This is a genomic window from Corynebacterium sp. LK31, assembly GCF_014335015.1.
Taxonomy (GTDB): Bacteria; Actinomycetota; Actinomycetes; order Mycobacteriales; family Mycobacteriaceae; genus Corynebacterium; species Corynebacterium jeikeium_D.
The window spans coordinates 207,932-228,406 of record NZ_PDGW01000024.1 but is presented as its reverse complement, the minus strand read 5'-3'; the positions used below and the strand labels follow the sequence as shown (position 1 = coordinate 228,406).

Here is a 20,475-nt window from a genome sequence, read left to right as displayed (position 1 = left end):
TTAGCCCCTATGGATGACTACTCCCCGAGCACACGAGTTTTCGGCCCTCTACTGCGCGCCTTTCCCCAGGCATACCTGCGCTCGTTGCGTCATCCCGAATGGATCCCCCACGGCGTGCAGGACGTTCGCGAAATCCTCGACGGAAAAGCCACTCCTGACCTGGACAGATACAACGGTCGCACACCAATTGTCCTGGTTCACGGCACCTGGATGAACTCGTTCAACTCCTTCGCCATGTTGGGGCCGTTCCTCGCCCGGAATCGCCCCGTATTCTCACTCGATTACGGCTCCGACCCCGCCGCGCTGGTCAGCCGTCTCCGTAGCGTCAAAGCCACCACCGATTTAAGCGATGCGCTCGCCGAAGTCACCGACCTTCTCGACCGCTTCCGTGCCCAACTCTCCCTACCCCGCCTCGACCTCATCGGCCATTCCCAGGGCGGTCTACACTGCCGCAGCTACGCTAACGCGAGCATCGATTCGCTTTACGACGAAGCTCTGAACCGTGGCCTCAACGAAGAAGCAGCCGAGCAGTACGCCTCCGACAACAGCCCCGTGCGGGCAGTGATCTCGCTTGCGGGAAACCATCGCGGCACTACTGCGTGGGGCATGCGCCGAAGGCTCAGTGCCCTTGAGCGATGCGGCCTACCGATGCACAAGCTCGTCGACCGCCTTGTCGGCCGTGCCTGCATTCAACAGCTGCTGGACTCTGACTACATTGCGACTCTGAACCGCGCAGCGCGTGGCATTACCCGACGTGGTCCGCACTACCTGAATATCGGCACCCCTTTTGACACCGTGGTTCGCCCGTGGACCGGCGCCTTTTTGCCCGAACAAGAGGGTCACCACATTACGAACGTCAACAACGCCACCGGCGGTGGCGACTGGTCTGATCACCTCGCGCTGCTCTACTCCCCCAATACCTTAGAACTCATCCACGAGTTCTTAGACGAGCTGGATCGCGCCGAGGAGGGTGGCGCCGAGGAGGGTGGCACCGAGGACTCTTCGACCAACAAGCAAACGCTGCGCCATGTACGGCAGCGAGTCCTGCCTATGTACGGCGCACTGCCGACGAGGCTCGGGCGGCGGAGGCTCGGACGGCGCGGCCGGATCTAATTCAGCATGGACTTTTAGAACATATTTCTAAAACTCTATTGACACTTCTTCAAACAGGTGTACGATTTGGGTTGTAGGGAAAATTTGTAAGCAAAAGTTCTTTGTCCGGTGCACAGGGGTTGGCGGGGCTGGTTGAACGAGCCTCTCCATGCTTCTCTCCACCACAGAACTCAATCTTCAATTCTCCGGCGGACACGTAGTAATCAGGGGGATAACCAATGTCATCGCCGCCCACAGAACTTCCAGCACCAGGTCAAAAGCCCTCATGGGCCAACCAGCAATCCGACGATCCCATTAGCATCGCGGCCCGTGCCATCAACGCCGCAGACCTTCAACTCATCGATATCTGCGCTCCCGGTGACGAGGTCGATGTCAATCACCATCTTGCCCGCATAAGCATTCGAACTGGCCTTAGCCGCGGCAAGTGTTCTACGCTGTGCGAAATTGCGCTGATGCTCGAACGCCTACCAAAAGTCCGGGCTCTCATCGAATCCACCTTCTGTTTCTCGTTAGCCCATCTCCGCGCCATCGCCAATGGCGTTGCCGGGCTGTCACCAGATCAGTTCGACACGGTAGAGCCCCATCTTTTGGAAATGCTCACTCCGACGCGACCTCGACAAGCAATGGTTGGTGTCTACACGCTGTCTCGTCTAATCGGCGACTTGGTTTCTGAGTACAACGACTGCGCCCGCAACGACGGCACCCAACGGGTTCCAGAAGGCGAAGCGGTCGCACTCGCCGACACGGGCGATGGCAAGCACAAAAAGGTCACAGCAATCCTTGAAAACGACCGCGCGACCGAGCTCATGGCCAGGATTCAGGGGATTCGCAACACCGCAATCAATCGCGGTGAACAGTGCACGCAGGCGGAAGCGCTACTACAGCTGGCACAAAAATCGACCAATGCCGAGATTGTCATCAATGTCTACCGCGAGGTCGGCGGTGGGCCAGCATGGATTGATGGCATCGGCTGGTTGAGCGAGGTAGCCACCGAAGAATGGATTGCTCGCGCAACTCACATCCGTATCTCCGCCGATAGCAAGGTGGACGGTTACCGCCCCACCGAGAGCCAGGTGGCTCGCGTCCGTGGGCGTGACGGTACCTGCCGCTTCCCCGGCTGCGACGTCCCGGCAGCCAAGTGCGACCTGGACCATATTCAGCCGTACAACCACGACAATCCCAAGCACGGCGGGCCGACTGACACGGAGAATCTGCACTGTCTCTGCCGCCGACACCACAATCTAAAAACGCACGAGGGCTGGGATATCGACAGATACCCCGACGGAACAGAAGTGTGGACTTCCCGTAATGGGGACACCGCGACTAGCGTTCCGGTTGGGCCGCTAAAGAACGTCGGCAAGCAAACTTTTCATCAGCGTGTGACACGGAAGATGAAGACGATTCAGAAACGCAACCTCGATTGGATGTTGTCATTTTGCCATGTATCCGATGAGGTCTGGGACCTATCCGAGGAAGAAGCAAAACGCATCGAGTCCCTCACGGATGAAGAACTCGATGCGGAGATTGAGCAGTACCGACGAAAGCAGGACGAACTACTCGACGGTGACTGACTTAGCCAGGTTGCGCGGCTTATCGATGTCCTCGTTACCGCACTGGCGAGCGATCTCAGCTGCCAGGAACTGCATCGGAATCGTAGACAACAGCGGCTGGAGCAGCGTGGAGGTCTCCGGGATATCAATCAGGTAGTTCGCAAACGGAACCACCGACTGATCCCCTTCTTCGGCAATCACGATGGTCTTAGCGCCACGGGCACGAATCTCCTGGATGTTGGAGACAATCTTGGAGTGCAGCACGGCGCGACCCTTCGGCGATGGCACTACGACGACGACCGGAAGATCATCCTCGATGAGTGCAATTGGGCCATGCTTGAGCTCGCCTGCCGGGAACCCCTCTGCGTGAATGTAGGCAAGCTCCTTGAGCTTCAGCGCACCTTCAAGTGCGACTGGGAAGCCAACGTGACGGCCGAGGAAGAGCATCGTCGGAATAGCACCGATTTCCTTGGCCATGTCGATGAACTCATCGCCCTTAGCGACGACCTTGTCAATCAGTGCCGGGATGGTCTCCAGCTCTTCAAACTCGCGAGTGACCTCATCCGGGTACTTAGTGCCGCGTGCCTGGGCAAGAGCCAATCCGACCAGGTAGTTTGCGGCTACCTGCGCCAGGAACGACTTGGTTGCAGCAACACCAATCTCCGGGCCGGCGTGCGTATAGAGCACGGCGTCAGACTCACGCGGAATCTGTGCACCGTTGGTATTGCAGACAGCCAGCACGCGGGCGCCCTGGCTCTTTGCGTGTCGCACGGCCTCAAGGGTGTCAGCAGTCTCGCCCGACTGCGAAATAGCGACCACCAGCGTCTGGCGGTCCAGCACCGGATCGCGGTAGCGGAACTCGGAAGCGACCTCAATCTCGACCGGGATACGAACCCAGTGCTCAATGGCGTACTTGGCCAACAAACCGGAGTGGTATGCGGTACCACAGGCGACGACGAAGACCTTCTCGATGTCACGCAGATCTTGGTCACTCAGGCGAGACTCGTCGAGAACGATGCGGCCGTCAACGAGGTGACCGGCCAACGTATCGCGGACGGCGGCAGCCTGCTCGTGGATTTCCTTCATCATGAAGGAGTCATAGCCACCCTTTTCGGCTGCGGCGAGATCCCAGTCGATGGTGAATGGTCGACCCTGCTGCTCATTGCCGGCGAAATCCAGAATGCGGTAGTCATCTGCGGTGATGATGACGACGTTGTCCTGCCCCAGCTCCACGGCCTCGCGGGTGTGCGCGATGAAAGCCGCAACATCGGAGCCGAGGAACATTTCGTTTTCGCCCACACCGACAATCAGCGGAGTGGAGCGACGAGCAGCGATGATGCGGTCCGGGTGGTCTGCATGAGTAAACAGCAGCGTAAAAGCACCCTCGAGGCGGTTGAGCACGGACAGCGCAGAGGCCTCGAAATCACCAGCGGTAGATCCGCCGTCGGAACCGTCCAGGGCACGGGCGAGCATGTGCGCGGCGACCTCGGAGTCGGTTTCGGACTTCAGCTCAATGCCGGCATCCTCCAGCTCCTGACGTAGCGGAGCAAAGTTCTCGATAATGCCGTTGTGGACGATAGCCACCTTGCCGTCATAGGACTGGTGTGGGTGGGCATTCTCATCAATTGGGCGACCGTGGGTAGCCCAGCGGGTGTGCCCAATTCCGGTGGTTCCAGTGATTTTGTCGCGCCCATCCGCATCAAGGGCAGCCTCGAGGTTGGCGAGTTTACCGGCCTTCTTCTCTACAGTGATATGCCCCTGATCGTCGACAATGGCAACACCCGCGGAGTCATAGCCACGGTATTCCATGCGTCGTAGCGCATCGACAGCAATATCCAGGGCGGGCTGATGGCCCACATATCCAACGATTCCACACATGCCCTACAGAATAACCCGCGAAGCGGAAAATCGTCATAACGAAATAGACATTCTCGCTCATCCTGGCACTTTTTCAGCAAAGGTATGCACCTTATAGTTAAGCTATTCACTGTGGCTGACAACTTGAAGACTCTGACATCTAATCTTTCCAAGCGTGGACCGCACCGCGTCATGGTCGGTGATCTCGCTTTTACTGGCCTGCCGGGAAAGGTCTACACGCCTGCCGAGGGCAATGGCATCCCCGGTATCGCTTTCGCACACGATTGGCGCACACCGATTGAGGAGTACCACGCCACGCTGCGTCACCTAGCTTCGTGGGGCATCGCGGTCGCTGCTCCGGACACCGAAAATGGCATCGTGGCAGACCACCGTGGTCTCGCCAACGATTTGGAGACAGCGCTCCAGATTCTCGCTGGTGTCCGCCTCGGTGAGGGCAAAGTCGTCGTCCACCCGAAGAAGCTTGGCGTTGCCGGCCACGGCATGGGCGCAGGTGTAGCCGTCCTCGCCGCTGCTGGTCACGACCTCATCTCCGGCGTTGGCTGCGTCTTCCCCGCAACTACCGCGCCTTCCTCCAGCGCCGCTGCAACTAATGTCTCGGCCCCGGGCCTCGTCCTGGCTCCTGGCGAGGATCAGTGGCTCGATCGCGGCAACCCGGCTCGCCTGGCTGTTCAGTGGAAGGGCGATGTCGTTTACCGCGAAGTAGACAAGGCTGACCAGGGCAGCTTCTCGGAAACAACTCTTCTCCGTCGTCTAGCGGGCTTCTCTTCCTCCAAGGTGAAGTACCAGGAGGTCGCGCGCGCCGCACTCACAGGCTTCCTGCTGGCCACGGTCGGTGACGACAAGAAGTACTCGGATTTCGCAGACCCGACCGCCACTATCAAGGGCACAACTAACCGCGATATGGAGTGGCTCATCAAGGAGCTGCCGGAAAACCCGGAGCACTCGCTGATTCCCGGCAAGTAGTCACTAGGCCACGCTTCAGGACACGCCCCGAATCGACTTCACCGTCGGCGTCCCTTTCCCCGCCCGCCCGAACAACCGCGTAACGGTTCCCTTCGGTCGGGCGGTTTTTTGTTGCTTTTCGACGCCCGCCGCCACCTCCCTCTCCTTAATTTCGCGTGCTTTACGACGCTCCTCCAAACCCTGCAATTCTTTCTGTGCCCTCTGTACCGCCGTATCGAACTCCTGCCTAGTCATTGCAGCAGCGTCGTAATAGGCCTGCCCAATCCGGTCATATTTCGCGGCATGCTTACTCCCCATTACCACTCACCTGCCGTTGGCGAATTGACCGCGCCCACAAGCTCCTGGGCGTTGGGCTGCTCAGGGGGCTCGGGCACAGCTGAAGCAGATTCCTGCACTGATGCTGCCGAATCCTGGGCTGGTGCTGGCTGCGGCTCTGCTTGTGGTTCTGGCTGCGGTTCCGCTCGCTGTTCTGCTTGCGTCTCCTGTGGCAGCTCGATTCCCAAGTGCTTTAGTTTCTCAGCTGGAGGAGGCGGTTCAGGAACATTTTCAGGTTCGGGCTCGGGTTCAGGTTCGGGCTTGGGTTCAGGTTCGGGCTTGGGTTCTGGTTCGGGTTCCGGCACACAGTCCTCCGGCGCAGGAGCTGGTGCTGGTGCTGGTGCTGGCGCAGGTGCCTGTTCGCACACTGGCTCTTCCGTCTCCGTGCACATGTCTAAGTTGAGCAGTGAGGACGCGACACTGCCTGCAACCCCGACAGCTCCCGCAATTCCAGCGATACTGGCCGCCCCGGCAGCGCCAATGGCACCTCCAACGGATATTCCAGCAGCAACGCCTGCCTCTATCCCAATATCAACGTTGGCAACGACCCCAATTCCACCAGCGGTAGCACCGTTGCCACCGGTTACAGTAGCTCCTTCGCCACTCCCAGACTCAGCCACCTCTGCACAGGCCGCCGAGGTAGCACCCGAACTGGCTGGAACAGTAGGAGGCTGCGGCGGGGTGGCGACCACCGCGGCCTCAGTGTCACACGCTGCCTGCTCAAGACACTGCTCGATGCAACTATTACGCGCATCGTAGAGCTGACCAGTGGAGTCGACGAGACTGTTACACACCTGCTGGGCCACTTGTGCGGCTTCGGCGCCGACCTCCGGATCGTCGACAAGCGCTTCGCACTGAGAGAGGATGCCGTCGGTTTGCTCAGCCATATCTTCTGCCTGCTTTTCGCAATCCTCGAGGACCTCGTCGACTTTCTTGCCACACTCGCCGACACTCTGCGCGCCATCGGCGGACTGCTCATCCTGATTCGCACAGTCCTGCGCGGCTTTATCACAGCGCTCTTTGGCAGCGTCGGCAGCATCGCCTTTCAAACCGCCCCAATCGAAAGCCATAACAATAGTTATCGCGGAGGCTATCAACCCCACGGAGTTGGAGAACTTGGATAGGGCGCTGCCTTTCCAGCCGTCAGCGCGTCGCACCTTATCCAAGACTTTGGGCAGATTCTTGCCGATGCCGCCGACCCCGCGCTTGGCTCCAATACGGCTTCCACGGCCAATAACACGCACCAATATCGGAAGAATTCGAGCAACCCACGGCATCAGTCCACTACCTCAATTCCACCGAGGTCGGCACTCCCGTCGCTGTCACAGCTTGCAAAGACACGCCACTGTTCCCGTACTGCCGGAGCATGGTTGCCAAGTCCCGCGTACATCGATTGCCCGTGCTCACGCAGCCGCACTGCCGCCTGCTGCAGACGACGCCCCTGGGCGGCAAAACCCTGGCCACAGTCTGCTGCGGAAATATCGGGAGCGCTTCCCCACCGCTCATGGCCGTCACGGCCGCGCTGCTCAATCTCTCGGGCAGCCGAGGTCACTGCATCTTCCGAAAAGTGCAGCAAGCCTCCGCCACGGCCTCCAGTAAAACTTGCGGACACGAAAAATCCCCTTCCCTGCGAAAAACAGTTCTTATTACTGTTAGGCGCGAAAAAAGGGGATTCGGTTCCGTTGAAGTACTAGTGCGGGTGCCCCCGGGCTAACGAGCGCGGTAGATGCGCTTACACCCCTCAACACCGGTGAAGCTGAATGGGCCGGTGCCAATCAGGGCGTCGTCTCCCAGGTTGGAGTACTCCCCCGGATCTTCATGCGTCACCTGAGCGTGGCGGTAGTAGGTCGGATCATCGAGCTTCACGCGTTCATCCAGTTCACGCGCATTATCTGCGGCGCGCAGCTGGGACTCGTAGCCCTCGACCACATTGCCGGTGAGGAACTCAGCAACCGAGCCGGAACCGTAGGAGACAACAGCGACCTTCTTACCAGCCAGGTCCTTCTCGGTGTCCAGCAGCGAGAGCAGGCCGAAGTAGGCCGATGCTGTGTAGGAGTTACCGATGATGCGGTTGTACTCAGTGGTTGGGCCGAGCTGGCGGGCCTCGTCCTCCGCGGTGAGCTCCACACCGTTATTGGCCGAAAGCTGCCGGTGCGCCTTGTAGGCCATCTTGGTAAACGGCTGGTGGTAGCTGAAGTAGTCAATCTCGCTGAAGTCCACGCCGCCGCGGGCACGGTAGTCCTCGTAAGCGCCCTGAACAGCGTCGATGTAAGCGCTAATAGAGAGCTTGCCCTCCACCAACGCCTGGCTGCGGTGGTTCGGACGCCAGAAGTCCATAACTTCGCGGGTGAAGACGCCCGAAGCCGCATCGATAGCCAGGATGCGCGGATTAGCGGTCACCAGCATGGCTACAGCACCTGCACCCTGGGTCGGCTCCGCAGCGGAGTCCAGGTCATAGCGGGCAATGTCGGAGGCGACAACGATGACCTTCTCCTCCGGATTGCGGGCCACCAGAGCGCACGCGAACTGCAGCGCCGCGGTACCGGAGTAGCAGGCCTGCTTCAGCTCGACAGAGCGCGCATGCGGGTCAAGACCGACCAACTCATGCACATAGACAGCAGCGGCCTTCGACTGGTCAATACCGGTCTCAGTGGCGAACATGATGGTGCGCACGCCGTCGATACCGTGGCGGTCGACGATCTTCTTCACCGCGGTCGCGGCCATCGTCACCGGATCTTCATCAGAGGCAACCACGCTGGAGCGTTCCTGCCCCAGGCCCTTGTGGTACTTTGCCGGTTCCGCTCCGAGTCGGGGCGCAATATCGGCGAGGTCAATGCAGTACGAACCCGTCGCAAAAGCGATGTCATCAATACCGACCGGGGTCACATTGCTTGTTGTCATCAAAACCGTGCCTTCACTACCTCTACAGATTTTTAAGAAATAACGGGCAACGAAACATCCCTATGTCATCAGAACGGCCATCAGAGCAGTCATCAGACCACGGGATATTTTGCCCACAAAATGTTAATTGCCTACTACAGAAATCTAGCGCGTTTACCTGAGATTTGTCTTAGGTTTTGCGAATTGTCGCAAACGACTATTCACAAAGCACTACTTCGCACGCTCGATAGAAACGTGCGCCTCCATCAGCTCACCCGGGTTCGTCTGTGCCGCGAGCAGGGAAAGCTCACCACACCAGACGATTGCCGCGCAGCACGCTGCTAGACGACGGGCATTCTCGCCCGGCTCACGGTCCTCCTTGCAGCCCAGCGCCGTGAGATTCTTCTCCACGAAGTCCAAGCCCTTGCCGTTGCCCACGGAACCGACGATCAAATGTGGCAGGGTGCAGCTAAAGCGCACGGAGCCGTCGTCAAGCGCCTCTACCTGCGTCAGCCCCTGCGAGCCTTCGACGATATTCGCAGCGTCCTGACCGGTAGCGAGGTAAAAGCCCAGCAGCATATTGGCGTAGTGCGCATTACCGCTGCGCAGCGAACCGGCCATGATGGAGCCGACGAGGTTCTTGCGTTCGTTGAGCTCAGCCAGGCGCTTGGCAGTTGTGCGCAGACGCTCGCGGACAACCGGCTCCGGAATGACGGCCTCGGCGATTACGTACTTACCGCGGCCCAGAATGCCATTGACTGCGGAGGTCTTCTTATCGGTGCAGTAGTTGCCCGAGATGGAGCCATAGCCCAACTCTGGCATCTGCTCCATCAGGTAGGACATCAAACGCTCAGACGCCAGCGTGGCCATGTTGTGGCCCGAGGCATCACCGGAGAAGAAGTCAAAGCGGACAAAGAGAAGACGCGATGCGATCTGGAAGTGAATATCTACCAGCTTGGCAAAACGCGAGGAGGACTCCACGACCTTCTTCAGCTCGTCATAACGAGACAGGATGTTGTCGCGCGCAATGACGGCATCCGCTGCCGAGTCGAGAGTGAAAATCACCGATCGGGTCATCTTCTCACCGACGAAAGTGCAGGTAATGCCACCTTCGATCATGCGGGAGACCTTCGCACCGCGACCACACGACGGCCACAGCGGGGTCTCATAAGTCGCCAGCGGAATCTTCACCTCGTCATTCATGACGTTGCCACTAATGCGCACCGGGCCAATCCAGCTCAGTGGTACGTGTGCATATTCCAGGTCGTGCGAGCTCTTTTCAGCCATTGTCCTAAGCGACCCTTTCTAGCTGCATGCAGCTTCGGTTCCCAGCTTCTGTAAATTCCAGCTGTCTTAAATTCTACGGTCTAAAAATTGTGGTCAAAGTTGAGCGGCCAGCTTCAGCGGCAACGGCCGAATGCCAGCAGCCCGCCAGCGCGCGGTGATGTCCGCGGCAGTCTCTCGGGGCGAACTCTCAGCATCGGCACCATTTGAGACTCCCACCAGCGCGATTCCACAGTCACCACCACCGGAGCCACTGCTCTTGCCCGCAGACCCCGCGCCATCGGCGATGTCGGCGAGCGCTTTCAGTTTCTCCGTCTCGATGCACACAGCACGCTCACGCTCATAGTCCTGCAGCAGCGTCCGATTCTCACGCAGGCAGGCAAACGCCGCGGTGTGGTCGCCGTCGGCAAGCGCCTGCCAGAGTCTTTCGCTTATCGACGAGACCCCGCGCACAAAATCACGGTCTGCGCCACCGGCCTTCTTCAACTGCGAGTCCGTCTTCACCGGACTGCCCGTCCAGCCGACCAACAGTTGTAGCCCACCGAGGTCGGTGCGGGCGTCAATGCGAAGATTCGGCCACGGTGCCGCCACGGCAGCGACAGGATCAGCCGCCACGAGCTCTGCGAGCGCCGTCGGATTCGGCCGGCGATAGAGCACCACCCCGCCGTGCGCGGAGCACGCGATATCGCCGCCGGAACCAGCTGCACCAGCCAGAAGCGTGGCCACCATCGCAATCTTGTACACGTCCAGTGAATCCAGCTCCAGACCCAGGTGCGTCCCCAGCGCACGAGTTACAGCCACAGCGACAGCCCCGGAGGATCCCAGGCCATACTTCGCACCACTGTCGGCGTCATCGAGGTCTGATTCAATGACGATATTTATGGGGCGCTCTGGGGTGTTTTCCAACTCGCCCGCAGCAATGCGATAGACCAGGGAAATCGTATGGGTAGCGATGTCATCTGGTGCATCGATATCAATGACACGCCCCCGCGGGCCGTAATAGCTGGAGTACACGCGAGAGACCGGCTGCGATGGTTCGGCATCGCGGCACCGAACTGTCACATAGCGGTCGACACCTGCGATGACGGCCAGCCCCTCGACATCCATCACCGCATACTCACCAGTGAGGTACAGCTTGCCGCAGCCACGACCGATGGACTCGCCTTCGATAGGTCCGCCTTTAGCGTTGCTCAACTACTCCCCCAGCTACACCAGGTATGCGCCAGGGCCGGAGCCGGAAACCAGCACGTCAATATCCTCGAACTCTGCGCGGAAACGATCCGCGATGGTCTCGGCATCGCCGCTGCGGCACAGCACCTTCACGTTCGGCCCGGCATCCATGGTGGCGTAGCACTCGGTGCCCTCGTCACGCAGCGTAGCGACGAGATCGAGAGCCGCCACCGAATCCGGATTCCAGTACCGCACCGGAGGAAGAGCCCCCAGCATAGTGGCGTGCATGCGCATGGCATTGGCCTCGGCAAGCTCGCCGACCGCAGTGAAGTCCGCAGCGGCAATGGCGGCCTTCATGTCCTCGATATCACGAGGCACCTGCTCCACCCAGGCCGGGAAGAACGGTGATGTCTCGACCGTGCGACGCATGGCGGCACGGCTGTCAATCTTCTTGCGCCCCGGGGCCAAAACCGCCACGACCAGGGAGAGATCCAGGCCGGAATCCGGCAGAGCCACTGCGTGGCTGGAAGCATCGTCATCGCCGGGCAGCCACTCAACGAGGCCGCCGAAAATAGAGCGACAGGCCGAGCCCGAACCGCGACGGGCCAGAGCCGAGAGCTTTTCCGGAGTGTAGTCCAGGCCGTAGGCCTTCGCCGCGGCCAGCGCGAGAGCGCCAAAACCCGACGCGGACGAAGCCAGACCCGCACCCGTCGGAATCTCGTTGGTGCTGGTCACCTCTGCGAAGCTCGTGCTGCCCGCACGCTCGCGGACCAAATCCAAAAACTTCTGGACACGGGAGAGGTCCTTGCCCACCATCTCCTGGCCGTTCAGAGTGCCCGAGTCGGCGGTGACGCTGGGATCGTCGATAAGCGACACCGTGGTCGTCGTCGGAGCGATGCCCAGAGTAAGGGACAGCGAACCTGTGGCCGGTAGCTGCACGGCCTCATCGCGCTTGCCCCAGTATTTAATCAGGGCGATGTTGGGATGAGCGACGGCGGTAGCGGTCGTGGTCACGAGGGATTTACCTCCACAGTCCAAGTAGCAACGGCATTGGCTCCCATCATGGCATGGCTAATCAGTTCCGCGTGATCGGCGGACTCTGCCAGCGCCATCACACAGCCACCGCAACCGGCACCAGTGAGCTTTGCCCCGTGGGCACCTGCCAGTCGGGCGGCAGTGACGAGATCGGTAATGGACTCATGCCCAACACCTAGTTCCTCTAGCGCTTCCTGCGCCGAGTCCATGCGATGTCCCAGACGGGCAAAATCGCCCTTGGCCAGGTTGTGCACCGCGCCATCGGCCAGCTGCCCCAAGTGGTCCAACAACTCTTGGCCGTGGACTCGGTGGGAATCGACGAAACCACGCACACGGGCAACGGCCAGCGACGTCGAACCACGCACACCGGTATCCCCCAGCACCAGCCACATCTTCTTGGCCACCTTCAGCGGATGGAACTCACCCTGCTTGAAGTAAACCGGACGCGACGCACGGGCAACCGTGGCATCCAGGCCAGAGGGGTTACCGTGCGCCAGACGCTCAGCTTCCTGCACCAGGTCAAAGCGCTGACGCTCGGTCAGAGTGCCATCGGCGAGGTCACGCACTGCGTCGATAAGCGCATGTGCCACTGCGGCAGAACCACCCAGCCCTGCAGCGGGTGGGATACCGGAGCGGAGACGAACCAGCAGGTCGCGTTCGGGAATACCGAAGGTGCGCAGGCCAGCGCGGAGTGCAGCGGCGATGGAGGCAAAGCGCTCCGGCAGCTCGTCGATGTCGATGACCTCGCCGTCCATGGAAAACAGGACGGGAGAATCCTCCACGCGGTCAATCCACGCCATCGTGCGCAGCGACGTCACCGGCAGCGCAATAGCCGGCTTGCCGTAGACGACAGAGTGCTCACCCAACAAAATCGACTTGGCATGGCCTTCACCGAATGCGGCACCCTGTTCATTGGCCAGGGCATAGAACTCCCCGGTCTCCAATTCCTCGGACTTGTCGAGGCCGAAGTCGTCGACGCTGGCGTTTTCTACGCTGGTCACGAAGCTACACATCCTTTTCCGAAACCGACTGCGCGGCAGCCTGCGCCTCCGCTGGGCCATGGATACCCGGCACACCCGCAATGTCGAAACCGTACTTGGAGAACTTCTCCGCCCCGACACCCCAGACGTGGTTAAACCACTCCGTCATCGGTTCGTTCGCACGACGTTCTGCGAGCTCCTGCGGGGTCACGTACACCACTTCATCGACCTCATCGGGGTTGATATCCACCGACTTCGGATCGACGATGCCGGCGAACACGTGGTTGTACTCGTGCTCCGCCAATCCCGAACGATCATCGATGACCTGGTAGATAACAATGCCGATTTCCTCCAACTGAGAGACATCCGCACCGAGCTCTTCCTTCGCACGACGCTCAACGGCATCGGCCACCGGCTCCCCCGGCAGTGGGTGCGAGCAGGTCGCATTCGTCAGTAGCAGTGGTGAGTGATACTTCGACTCCGCACGGCGCTGCAGCAGCATGCGTCCCTGCTCATCGAAGAGGAAAAGAGAAAAAGCACGGTGCAAAATTCCCGGTGGAACGTGTGCTTCAAGCTTGCCGACGGTACCGAGAACCCGACCGTCACGATCGACCACCTCTACCTGGATGTCGGCTTCACCCGGGGCAAAGCGGGCTTTAATGTCCTCTGGCGCGTCATTCATTTCCACACTCCTGACTCTAGACTGCGGCCACAACCGCAGCTAACTCCCCGGCAATCTTGCGGGCCGATTCCGCATCGGCGGCCTCCACCATGACGCGGAAGAGCTCCTCGGTGCCGGACGGGCGCAACAGCACGCGACCGGTGGAACCCAGCTTCTCCTCGGCTGCATCGATGGCGGCCTTGACCTCATCAGACTCCAGAATTGCGGCCTTGTTGGACACCGGCACGTTGATAAGAGTCTGCGGCAGCACCTTCATTACGGAGGCCAGCTCAGCCAGAGACTTACCGGTGCGTGCCATCCGCGCCATGAGGTACAGACCCGTGAGGGTGCCGTCACCAGTGGTCGCATGATCCGGAATGACCACGTGTCCCGACTGCTCACCGCCGAGCGAGTAACCGCCAGCGTTCAAATCAGCCAGCACATAGCGGTCGCCGACCTTGGTGGTACGCAGGGCGATATCGTTTTCCTCCATCGCCAGCTTGAGGCCGAGGTTACTCATCACAGTGGCCACCAGCGTGTTGTGGTGCAGTAGCCCCTCTTCCTTCATGGCGACGGCCAGGATGGCCATGATTTGGTCACCATCGACGATGTTGCCCTGCGAGTCCACAGCCAGGCAGCGGTCGGCATCGCCATCGTGAGCCAGCCCCAGATCCGCGCCGTGCTCCAGCACTGCCGCGCGCAAAACCTCAATGTGGGTGGAACCGCAGTTGTCGTTGATGTTGTAGGAGTTCGGCTTGTCATGAATAGCGACGACGTCGGCACCGGCGGCCGCGTACGCCATGGGGGCGGCCTGCGAAGCAGCACCATTTGCACAATCCACCACGACACGAATGCCGTCGAGCTTGGTGCTGACCGCACGGGAGAGCTGGAACAGGTAGCGGTCGAGCCCGTCTGGGGCCTCCTCGATGACACGCCCCACTCCGGTGCCCGTGGGTCCGGTCTCCGGCAAGTTGTGGAGAGCGTGTTCGATTTCCTTCTCCACCGCGTCGTCAAGCTTGGTGCCGCCCGCGGCGAAGAACTTGATGCCGTTGTCCGGCATGGGGTTGTGAGAAGCCGAAATCATCACACCCATGTCGGCACCGTAGTCGTCGGTGAGGAAAGCGACAGCCGGAGTGGGCAGCACGCCGACACGCAAAACGTCGACGCCCTGGGAAGCCATGCCGGCAGACAGCGCTGCGGCGAGCATCTCACCGGAGACACGCGGATCGCGGCCAACAATGGCCAGGGGACGACGCCCCGACGGATTCGTGCCGCTAGTCAGCACAGTGGCCGCAGCAGCGCCCAGCCGCATTGCCAGCGGTGCGGTCAGAGTCTTATTCGCCAAACCGCGGACGCCATCAGTTCCGAAAAGACGTGCCATTGTTGCTAGACCACTCCTTGGGGGTTTTATGAGTTTTGGTATCGCGGACTATTGCATTGTCAATGCTGTATTACTTTAGCCGGTCGCGCAGGCGAATCCAGACTAGCCACAGGACACAATTGGCTGCGGGTCATAAACCGTAGTCTGAGTTTCACGCGAGATTTCCGCGCCCGAGAGGTCCCGAATGACGCGTGTGTCGGAAGTGGTAAAGCCCTGCGCACCCGACGACGGCTGGCAAGAGCTGCCACTGACCTGCATACGCTGCGGTTGCGTGTATGCCCAACGGCCACCATTGATGGACTCGACGTTGACCTTCTTCACACCCTTGATGCGCACAGTGACGTCGGAGCCAGTAGTAACGGCTTCGATGAGAATCGGAGTGTCGGAACTGTTCTTAAACGCTAGGTCGATTGCGCCCTCGTACACCGTCGCCTCACGGCCGGCCGGGTAACGCGAAATGTAGTAGCTGTGCGGGGTGTGCGCGACATCCTCCATGCCCGCAAAGTACGAAGCATTGTACAAAGTGGTGGCGAACTGGCTAATGCCACCGCCGACAGCCTTATCCGCATGGCCGTTGAGGATGATGCCCGACTCGACAAAACCCTGCGCAGTACCGCGCGGCCCCGTGTAGCCGTTCAGGCTGAATGTATCGCCCGGCGCCACGAATGCGCCGTTGACCATCTGCGACACCAGGGCAATGTTTGTTCCCGATGCCGAGCTGAAGCCACCGGTGGTGAACTCACCAATGACATCATCGAAGGTGGCACTTTCCGCTTGTTCGGTGGTGTAGGTGGCGGGCTTGTCCTCGTAGACCGCATCGAACTCGCGCTTATCCGTCGAAGTCACACGCTCGGCGAAGTCCTTCATAGTTTCATCCCACTTCACGGCTACGCCATCAACTGAGGGGACCACTTCACGCGCACCACCGCTAAAGCGTATCGACGCATTGCGCTTATCAACCTCGGAAGCAGCCAGCCCCTCCTCGAGGATCTCGCGTGCGCGGTCGACATTGATATCGGCGGCCAATCCACCGTCGCGCGGCACAAAGCTGATGATTTCAGCCATGCGCTCCGGCGGAATTACACCATCTTTGCCATCGCGGCCCTTGGCAACAATGGGGCCCGACACCGCATCGGCGGCCTCTCCTTCAGCTGCCTCACGGACCTGATCCTCACCGATAGCCGGGTCGTGCGCGGTGGTCTCTACATCGATGCCCTCCGGCGACAACCACTTGGCGGCCAAATCCCCGCTGACCGCATTGCGGTCGACATCTTGGCCGATGACCGGTGGAGTTGTTTCCACGCGGCCGTCGACAAGCTTGACCTCGCCATCGACGGGAGCAATAGTCAGTTCGCCGACGAGACGGTCGACCTGCGGTTCGAACTTAGAGCTATCGATATCGCTGACCAAATCCAGCTCACGGGTAGTAAAGAAACTGCGCACCCAGGTAACTGGGTTCGCCGTCTGCTTGCCCGCCTGCGCGACCGTCTTCTCCCAGTCGATGCTCAGCCCCGCCTCCTCGGGCAGAACCTCCGCCGTGCGTTCGCCGGCACGAAACGCCACTGGATGAGTGGAAAGATCACCGAGCTGTTCTTCGAGCTTCGCCTCAGCGTGATTCGCGCTCAGCGTGCTGATGTCAATACCCGCGACGGTAGACCCGCGCGGGACATGGTCCTTGTTCAGCACGTAATCGACAGCGTAAAACACACCGAAGAGTGCGAAGATACCGAGGACGATGCCGAGGAAAATCTTTAATCCACGGTGACTGGAGGAAGACTTTTGTTTGGCCACAGCCACTTACTTTACCGTGGAAACACTACTAACTAGATTTTTATTAGATTCCGCAGGTGTCCGGAATGCGTTTCTTGTTCTTCGCATACTGCTGGAAAGCATCGACCACGGCATTGGCATAGACCTCGGCGCCATCCGGGGTCGGGTGGATAAGGTCCGCGCGCAGCTTGGACAAATCATCACGCACACCATGACACCAGTCAGACACATAGACATTGTCGCGCTTCTTTGCCGCGTCGAGGACTTCCCTCTCCGACTGCGGCATCCACACACGATCACCGTACGGGTTGATGAGGACAATGATGCGGTCTTCACCCAGCGAATCGAGGATCTCATCCAACAGGTGTTCGTCCGATGCCGCAGCCGACTGATTGATACCAAGACCCAGCACGACGAATGGATCGAGCGTACCCGCCGCCTTCATACTGGCGATAATCTCTGGCGCAGCCGGATAACCACGAGAAACAGCCGCATCGATATAGATACCGGGCAGCTTCTCTTCCAACGCGGACGCCGAGGCGAGCATCACAGAGTCGCCGATAGCGGTGATCTGGTCACCACGCGGCATAACGCGCTTGGCCAACTCGGCTTCCTCCGCCTTTTGTGCCTGTGCACGGCGCTCAGCTGCCTCCTGTAGCTGTGCCTCCAAACGCGTCATCTTCGGCGCCGTGGCCATTCCCACAACTGCACCAACCACGACGACCAGCGCCAGCCCTGCTGCAACGCGCGGCTTCCAGGAACCGGCAAACTGCGTGCCCGAAAACTGCGACATCCAACGGCGGTAACCCATCCGGCGAATTGGCGATTCCACATTCTTGTACGACCAGTTCGCCAAAAGCAGCGATAGCGCGATGCCTGCGAAGGCAGCGAGGTTCTCATACTGCATGGCCTCATTGCGCTCCAACAGTTCGCGGATGAGCACGATGACCGGCCAGTGCCACAGGTACAGCGAGAAAGAAATCTTTCCCAGCCAGCACAGTGGCTTGAACTCAAAAATCTGACGCACGGGTGAGACACCGCGAACGACAAGATAGAGAATCGCCGCCGACAGCAACGAGGCGAACACCAACCCACCGCGGTAAGTCGCCGACGCGGTATCCGACATCATCAGCAAAACCAACGAAAGGAAGATCAGCGGCAGCGAGGCCACTACGAAAGCCTGGGCGGAACTGCCAAAGAAGTCCCGCAGCAGGGGTTCTGTGCGTGGCCAGGAGTCCGCTTCCGCGCGTGACGACGTCGACGTCAACCACAATGCGAGGGCCGCGCCAAACAGGAGTCCAAAGGCGTGAGTATCGGTGCCGTAGTAGACCCGCGTGGGGTCGACCTTCGGATCATAGAGCGAGACCATCCACACGAAAGAGGCAACCGCCCCAATGCCCGCCACTGCTGCCAGCTTGCGAGATGCCAGCTTCAAGGCGAGAAGAGCCACAAAGATCAATGGCCAGAGCAAGTAGAACTGCTCCTCCACCGACAGTGACCAGTAGTGCGCTAACAGCTGCACTCCGGAATCCGCGAAATAGGACTGAGAGCCCGCAATCTGCGTCCAGTTATTGACGAAAAAGACCGTGCCGAGAAACTGCGTCGACAAGCCAACAGCGGGATCCCCGCCGACCAGACCTGCGACGGCGATGGAAATAAACAACACGAACATCGCAGCCGGGGCGATGCGGCGCAGCCGACGAAGCCAGAAGTCCTTTAGATCGATGCGCCCAGTGACCGCGCGTTCGCGCACCAGAAGCGAGGTGATAAGAAATCCGGAGAGCACGAAGAAGATATCCACACCGATGTAGCCACCGGGCAGCACATTATCGAAGTAGTGGTAGATCACCACTGTGGCAACAGCCAGACCGCGCAGCCCATCAATGCCTGGTACGCGTCGAATGCGGAAGGGATGCTTCGCCACCGACGACGAGCTAGAGGAGCTCTTCGCGTCGGAGGTCTTGGTGGCTGTGGTGCTCACCGCCATACGGTTTCCTTCTTCCCATCGCACTGCAATCGCACTTTCATCGCACTGCAATCGCACCGCGATAAACGATTCTCGTGGCAGTTTTTAACGGATAAAAGTCTAACGTACGGGGCTTGTCTCAAAAATGCAGCCATGCCTGGTAACGGCGGACTTTAACCCAAAAAAGCACCTCGGCTTGCGTGTAATACGCAAACTGAGGTGCTTTTCGAAGCAGTAAAGCTTAACGCTTGGAGTACTGCGGTGCGCGACGGGCCTTGTGCAGACCAGCCTTCTTGCGCTCGACAGCACGAGCGTCGCGGGTGAGGAAGCCAGCCTTCTTGAGAACGCTGCGCTCCTCCGGGTTGAACTCGTTCAGGGCACGAGCAATAGCCAGGCGCAGAGCACCGGCCTGACCGGACGGGCCACCACCGTTGATGTTGGCCTTGATGTCGAACTGGCTCTCGCGCTCGACCAGGACCAGCGGATCCTTGATCTCCTGCTGGTGCAGCTTGTTCGGGAAGTAATCCTCGAGCTCGCGGCCGTTGCAGACAATCTTGCCGGAACCAGCGGTCAGAACGACGCGGGCGACAGCGCGCTTACGACGACCGACAGTCTGAATCGGACGATCCAGGGTCAGCGGTGCAGCCGGAGCAGCCTCAGCCTCGGTCTCGGTAGCAACTGCGTCGCCGATGGAAGAGGTGAACTCTTCAGTGGCAGCAGCAGCGGCAGCCTGAACATCATCGTAGGAAGCCTCGGTGGCCTCTACGTTCTGGTTCTCATTGACGTCCTGTGGGTTGGTCACTGTGCCACCGCCTTGATCTCGTAGTTTTCAGGCTTCTGACCGGCGAACGGGTGCTCGGAACCGGCGAAGACGTGCAGCTTCTTGATGGACGCACGCGAAAGCTTGTTGTGCGGCATCATGCCCTCAATAGCCTCAGCGATAACACGCTCCGGGTGAACCTCGAGGGAACGACCCAGGGTCATCGACTTCAGGCCGCCCGGGAAGCCCGAGTGGCGGTAGCGCATCTCACGTTCCCGCTTGTTCGAGGAGACGTGCACCTTATCGGCGTTGATGATGATGACGTGGTCACCGCAGTCGACGTTAGGGGCGAAGTAAGCCTTGCCCTTACCGCGCAGCAAGTCTGCGGCGTGAGTAGCCAGACGGCCGAGAACAACGTCGGTAGCGTCGATGACGTACCACTTGCGCTCGATGTCACCGTCCTTCGGATGGAAAGTAGACAACATGACTCCTTTTAGGGTCCGTGTAGATTTGCCAGCCACCGTGCACACTGTTGTTATTCCCCGGCGGCCGGTGGAGACCCGAGGCAACATTCACGTGTGCGCACACAGTTTGACTACTCTACCTTGAGATGGCACTAGAACAAAAAATGCCAAAGCCAGTCTCAGCCGCAAACTGCTGAGACTGGCCTTTCCCCCCTGGAGTGCTGCTAGCAAGAATACTTCAAAGGCAGATACCTAACTGAAGATCTCAATTGAGCAATGTCCTCCCCTCCCCCGGTTACATAGCT

General features: G+C 59.8%; 18 protein-coding genes. 3 read left to right on the top strand and 15 right to left on the bottom strand.

The window, feature by feature from the left end; translation table 11 throughout:
- The first annotated feature begins 9 nt into the window (after window positions 1-9).
- Together CRD18_RS09670 and CRD18_RS09665 are read left to right on the top strand one after the other, a co-directional pair.
- Window positions 10-1,113, top strand: a complete 1,104-nt coding sequence (locus CRD18_RS09670; RefSeq protein WP_187406691.1) for a triacylglycerol lipase — start codon at window positions 10-12, stop codon at window positions 1,111-1,113.
- A 218-nt stretch (window positions 1,114-1,331) separates the two neighbouring features.
- Window positions 1,332-2,684: an HNH endonuclease signature motif containing protein gene (locus tag CRD18_RS09665; RefSeq protein ID WP_070862804.1), complete on the top strand. Its 1,353-nt coding sequence runs from the start codon at window positions 1,332-1,334 to the stop codon at window positions 2,682-2,684.
- Here the strand turns inward: CRD18_RS09665 and glmS are convergent.
- On the bottom strand, window positions 2,667-4,541 hold the full coding sequence (glmS, locus tag CRD18_RS09660) for a glutamine--fructose-6-phosphate transaminase (isomerizing) (protein ID WP_187406690.1): 1,875 nt from the start codon (window positions 4,539-4,541) through the stop codon (window positions 2,667-2,669). The two genes, CRD18_RS09665 and glmS, sit on opposite strands and share 18 nt — an antisense overlap.
- Before the next feature lie 111 nt (window positions 4,542-4,652).
- Between glmS and CRD18_RS09655 the strand changes: the two genes are divergently transcribed.
- On the top strand, window positions 4,653-5,504 hold the full coding sequence (locus CRD18_RS09655) for a dienelactone hydrolase family protein (protein WP_049169967.1): 852 nt from the start codon (window positions 4,653-4,655) through the stop codon (window positions 5,502-5,504).
- A gap of 15 nt (window positions 5,505-5,519) precedes the next feature.
- On the opposite strand, the gene CRD18_RS09650 is transcribed toward CRD18_RS09655, so the two are convergent.
- From CRD18_RS09650 to rplM, 14 genes are all read right to left on the bottom strand, one after another.
- A complete protein-coding gene (locus CRD18_RS09650) occupies window positions 5,520-5,801 on the bottom strand; it encodes a hypothetical protein (RefSeq protein WP_049190377.1) in 282 nt (93 codons plus the stop codon).
- Entirely contained in the window at window positions 5,801-7,096 is a 1,296-nt protein-coding gene (locus CRD18_RS09645; RefSeq protein ID WP_070827269.1) for a hypothetical protein, read from the bottom strand. The genes CRD18_RS09650 and CRD18_RS09645 overlap by 1 nt, the downstream gene beginning before the upstream one ends.
- Window positions 7,096-7,431 (bottom strand): hypothetical protein, encoded by a 336-nt coding sequence (locus CRD18_RS09640; RefSeq protein ID WP_070827268.1) that lies wholly within the window; start codon window positions 7,429-7,431, stop codon window positions 7,096-7,098. The genes CRD18_RS09645 and CRD18_RS09640 overlap by 1 nt, the downstream gene beginning before the upstream one ends.
- Before the next feature lie 98 nt (window positions 7,432-7,529).
- The gene (locus CRD18_RS09635) at window positions 7,530-8,720 is read right to left on the bottom strand and encodes a hydroxymethylglutaryl-CoA synthase (protein WP_070827267.1); all 1,191 of its coding nucleotides are present in this window, start codon (window positions 8,718-8,720) and stop codon (window positions 7,530-7,532) included.
- A 210-nt stretch (window positions 8,721-8,930) separates the two neighbouring features.
- Complete coding sequence (locus CRD18_RS09630; RefSeq protein ID WP_016422099.1) at window positions 8,931-9,986, bottom strand: hydroxymethylglutaryl-CoA reductase (NADPH); 1,056 nt, start codon at window positions 9,984-9,986, stop codon at window positions 8,931-8,933.
- Window positions 9,987-10,079: 93 nt separating this feature from the next.
- Complete coding sequence (locus CRD18_RS09625; RefSeq protein ID WP_187406689.1) at window positions 10,080-11,177, bottom strand: phosphomevalonate kinase; 1,098 nt, start codon at window positions 11,175-11,177, stop codon at window positions 10,080-10,082.
- A gap of 12 nt (window positions 11,178-11,189) precedes the next feature.
- The gene (mvaD, locus tag CRD18_RS09620; protein ID WP_049190390.1) at window positions 11,190-12,167 is read right to left on the bottom strand and encodes a diphosphomevalonate decarboxylase; all 978 of its coding nucleotides are present in this window, start codon (window positions 12,165-12,167) and stop codon (window positions 11,190-11,192) included.
- Window positions 12,164-13,189: a mevalonate kinase gene (mvk, locus tag CRD18_RS09615; protein ID WP_101687816.1), complete on the bottom strand. Its 1,026-nt coding sequence runs from the start codon at window positions 13,187-13,189 to the stop codon at window positions 12,164-12,166. Before mvk ends, mvaD begins: the two co-directional genes overlap by 4 nt.
- Window positions 13,190-13,193: 4 nt before the next feature.
- Window positions 13,194-13,850 carry an isopentenyl-diphosphate Delta-isomerase gene (gene idi / locus CRD18_RS09610; RefSeq protein ID WP_187406704.1) on the bottom strand — a complete coding sequence of 219 codons (657 nt, stop codon included), beginning with the start codon at window positions 13,848-13,850 and terminating at the stop codon, window positions 13,194-13,196.
- Between the two features lie 16 nt (window positions 13,851-13,866).
- Window positions 13,867-15,210: a phosphoglucosamine mutase gene (glmM, locus tag CRD18_RS09605; RefSeq protein ID WP_187406688.1), complete on the bottom strand. Its 1,344-nt coding sequence runs from the start codon at window positions 15,208-15,210 to the stop codon at window positions 13,867-13,869.
- 102 nt (window positions 15,211-15,312) lie between these two features.
- On the bottom strand, window positions 15,313-17,001 hold the full coding sequence (locus tag CRD18_RS09600) for a VanW family protein (RefSeq protein ID WP_049193322.1): 1,689 nt from the start codon (window positions 16,999-17,001) through the stop codon (window positions 15,313-15,315).
- Between the two features lie 43 nt (window positions 17,002-17,044).
- A complete protein-coding gene (locus CRD18_RS09595; protein ID WP_187406687.1) occupies window positions 17,045-18,967 on the bottom strand; it encodes an acyltransferase family protein in 1,923 nt (640 codons plus the stop codon).
- A gap of 220 nt (window positions 18,968-19,187) precedes the next feature.
- Window positions 19,188-19,748 (bottom strand): 30S ribosomal protein S9, encoded by a 561-nt coding sequence (rpsI, locus tag CRD18_RS09590; protein ID WP_016422091.1) that lies wholly within the window; start codon window positions 19,746-19,748, stop codon window positions 19,188-19,190.
- Entirely contained in the window at window positions 19,745-20,188 is a 444-nt protein-coding gene (rplM, locus tag CRD18_RS09585; protein WP_005509852.1) for a 50S ribosomal protein L13, read from the bottom strand. Before rplM ends, rpsI begins: the two co-directional genes overlap by 4 nt.
- Window positions 20,189-20,475 lie beyond the last annotated feature (287 nt).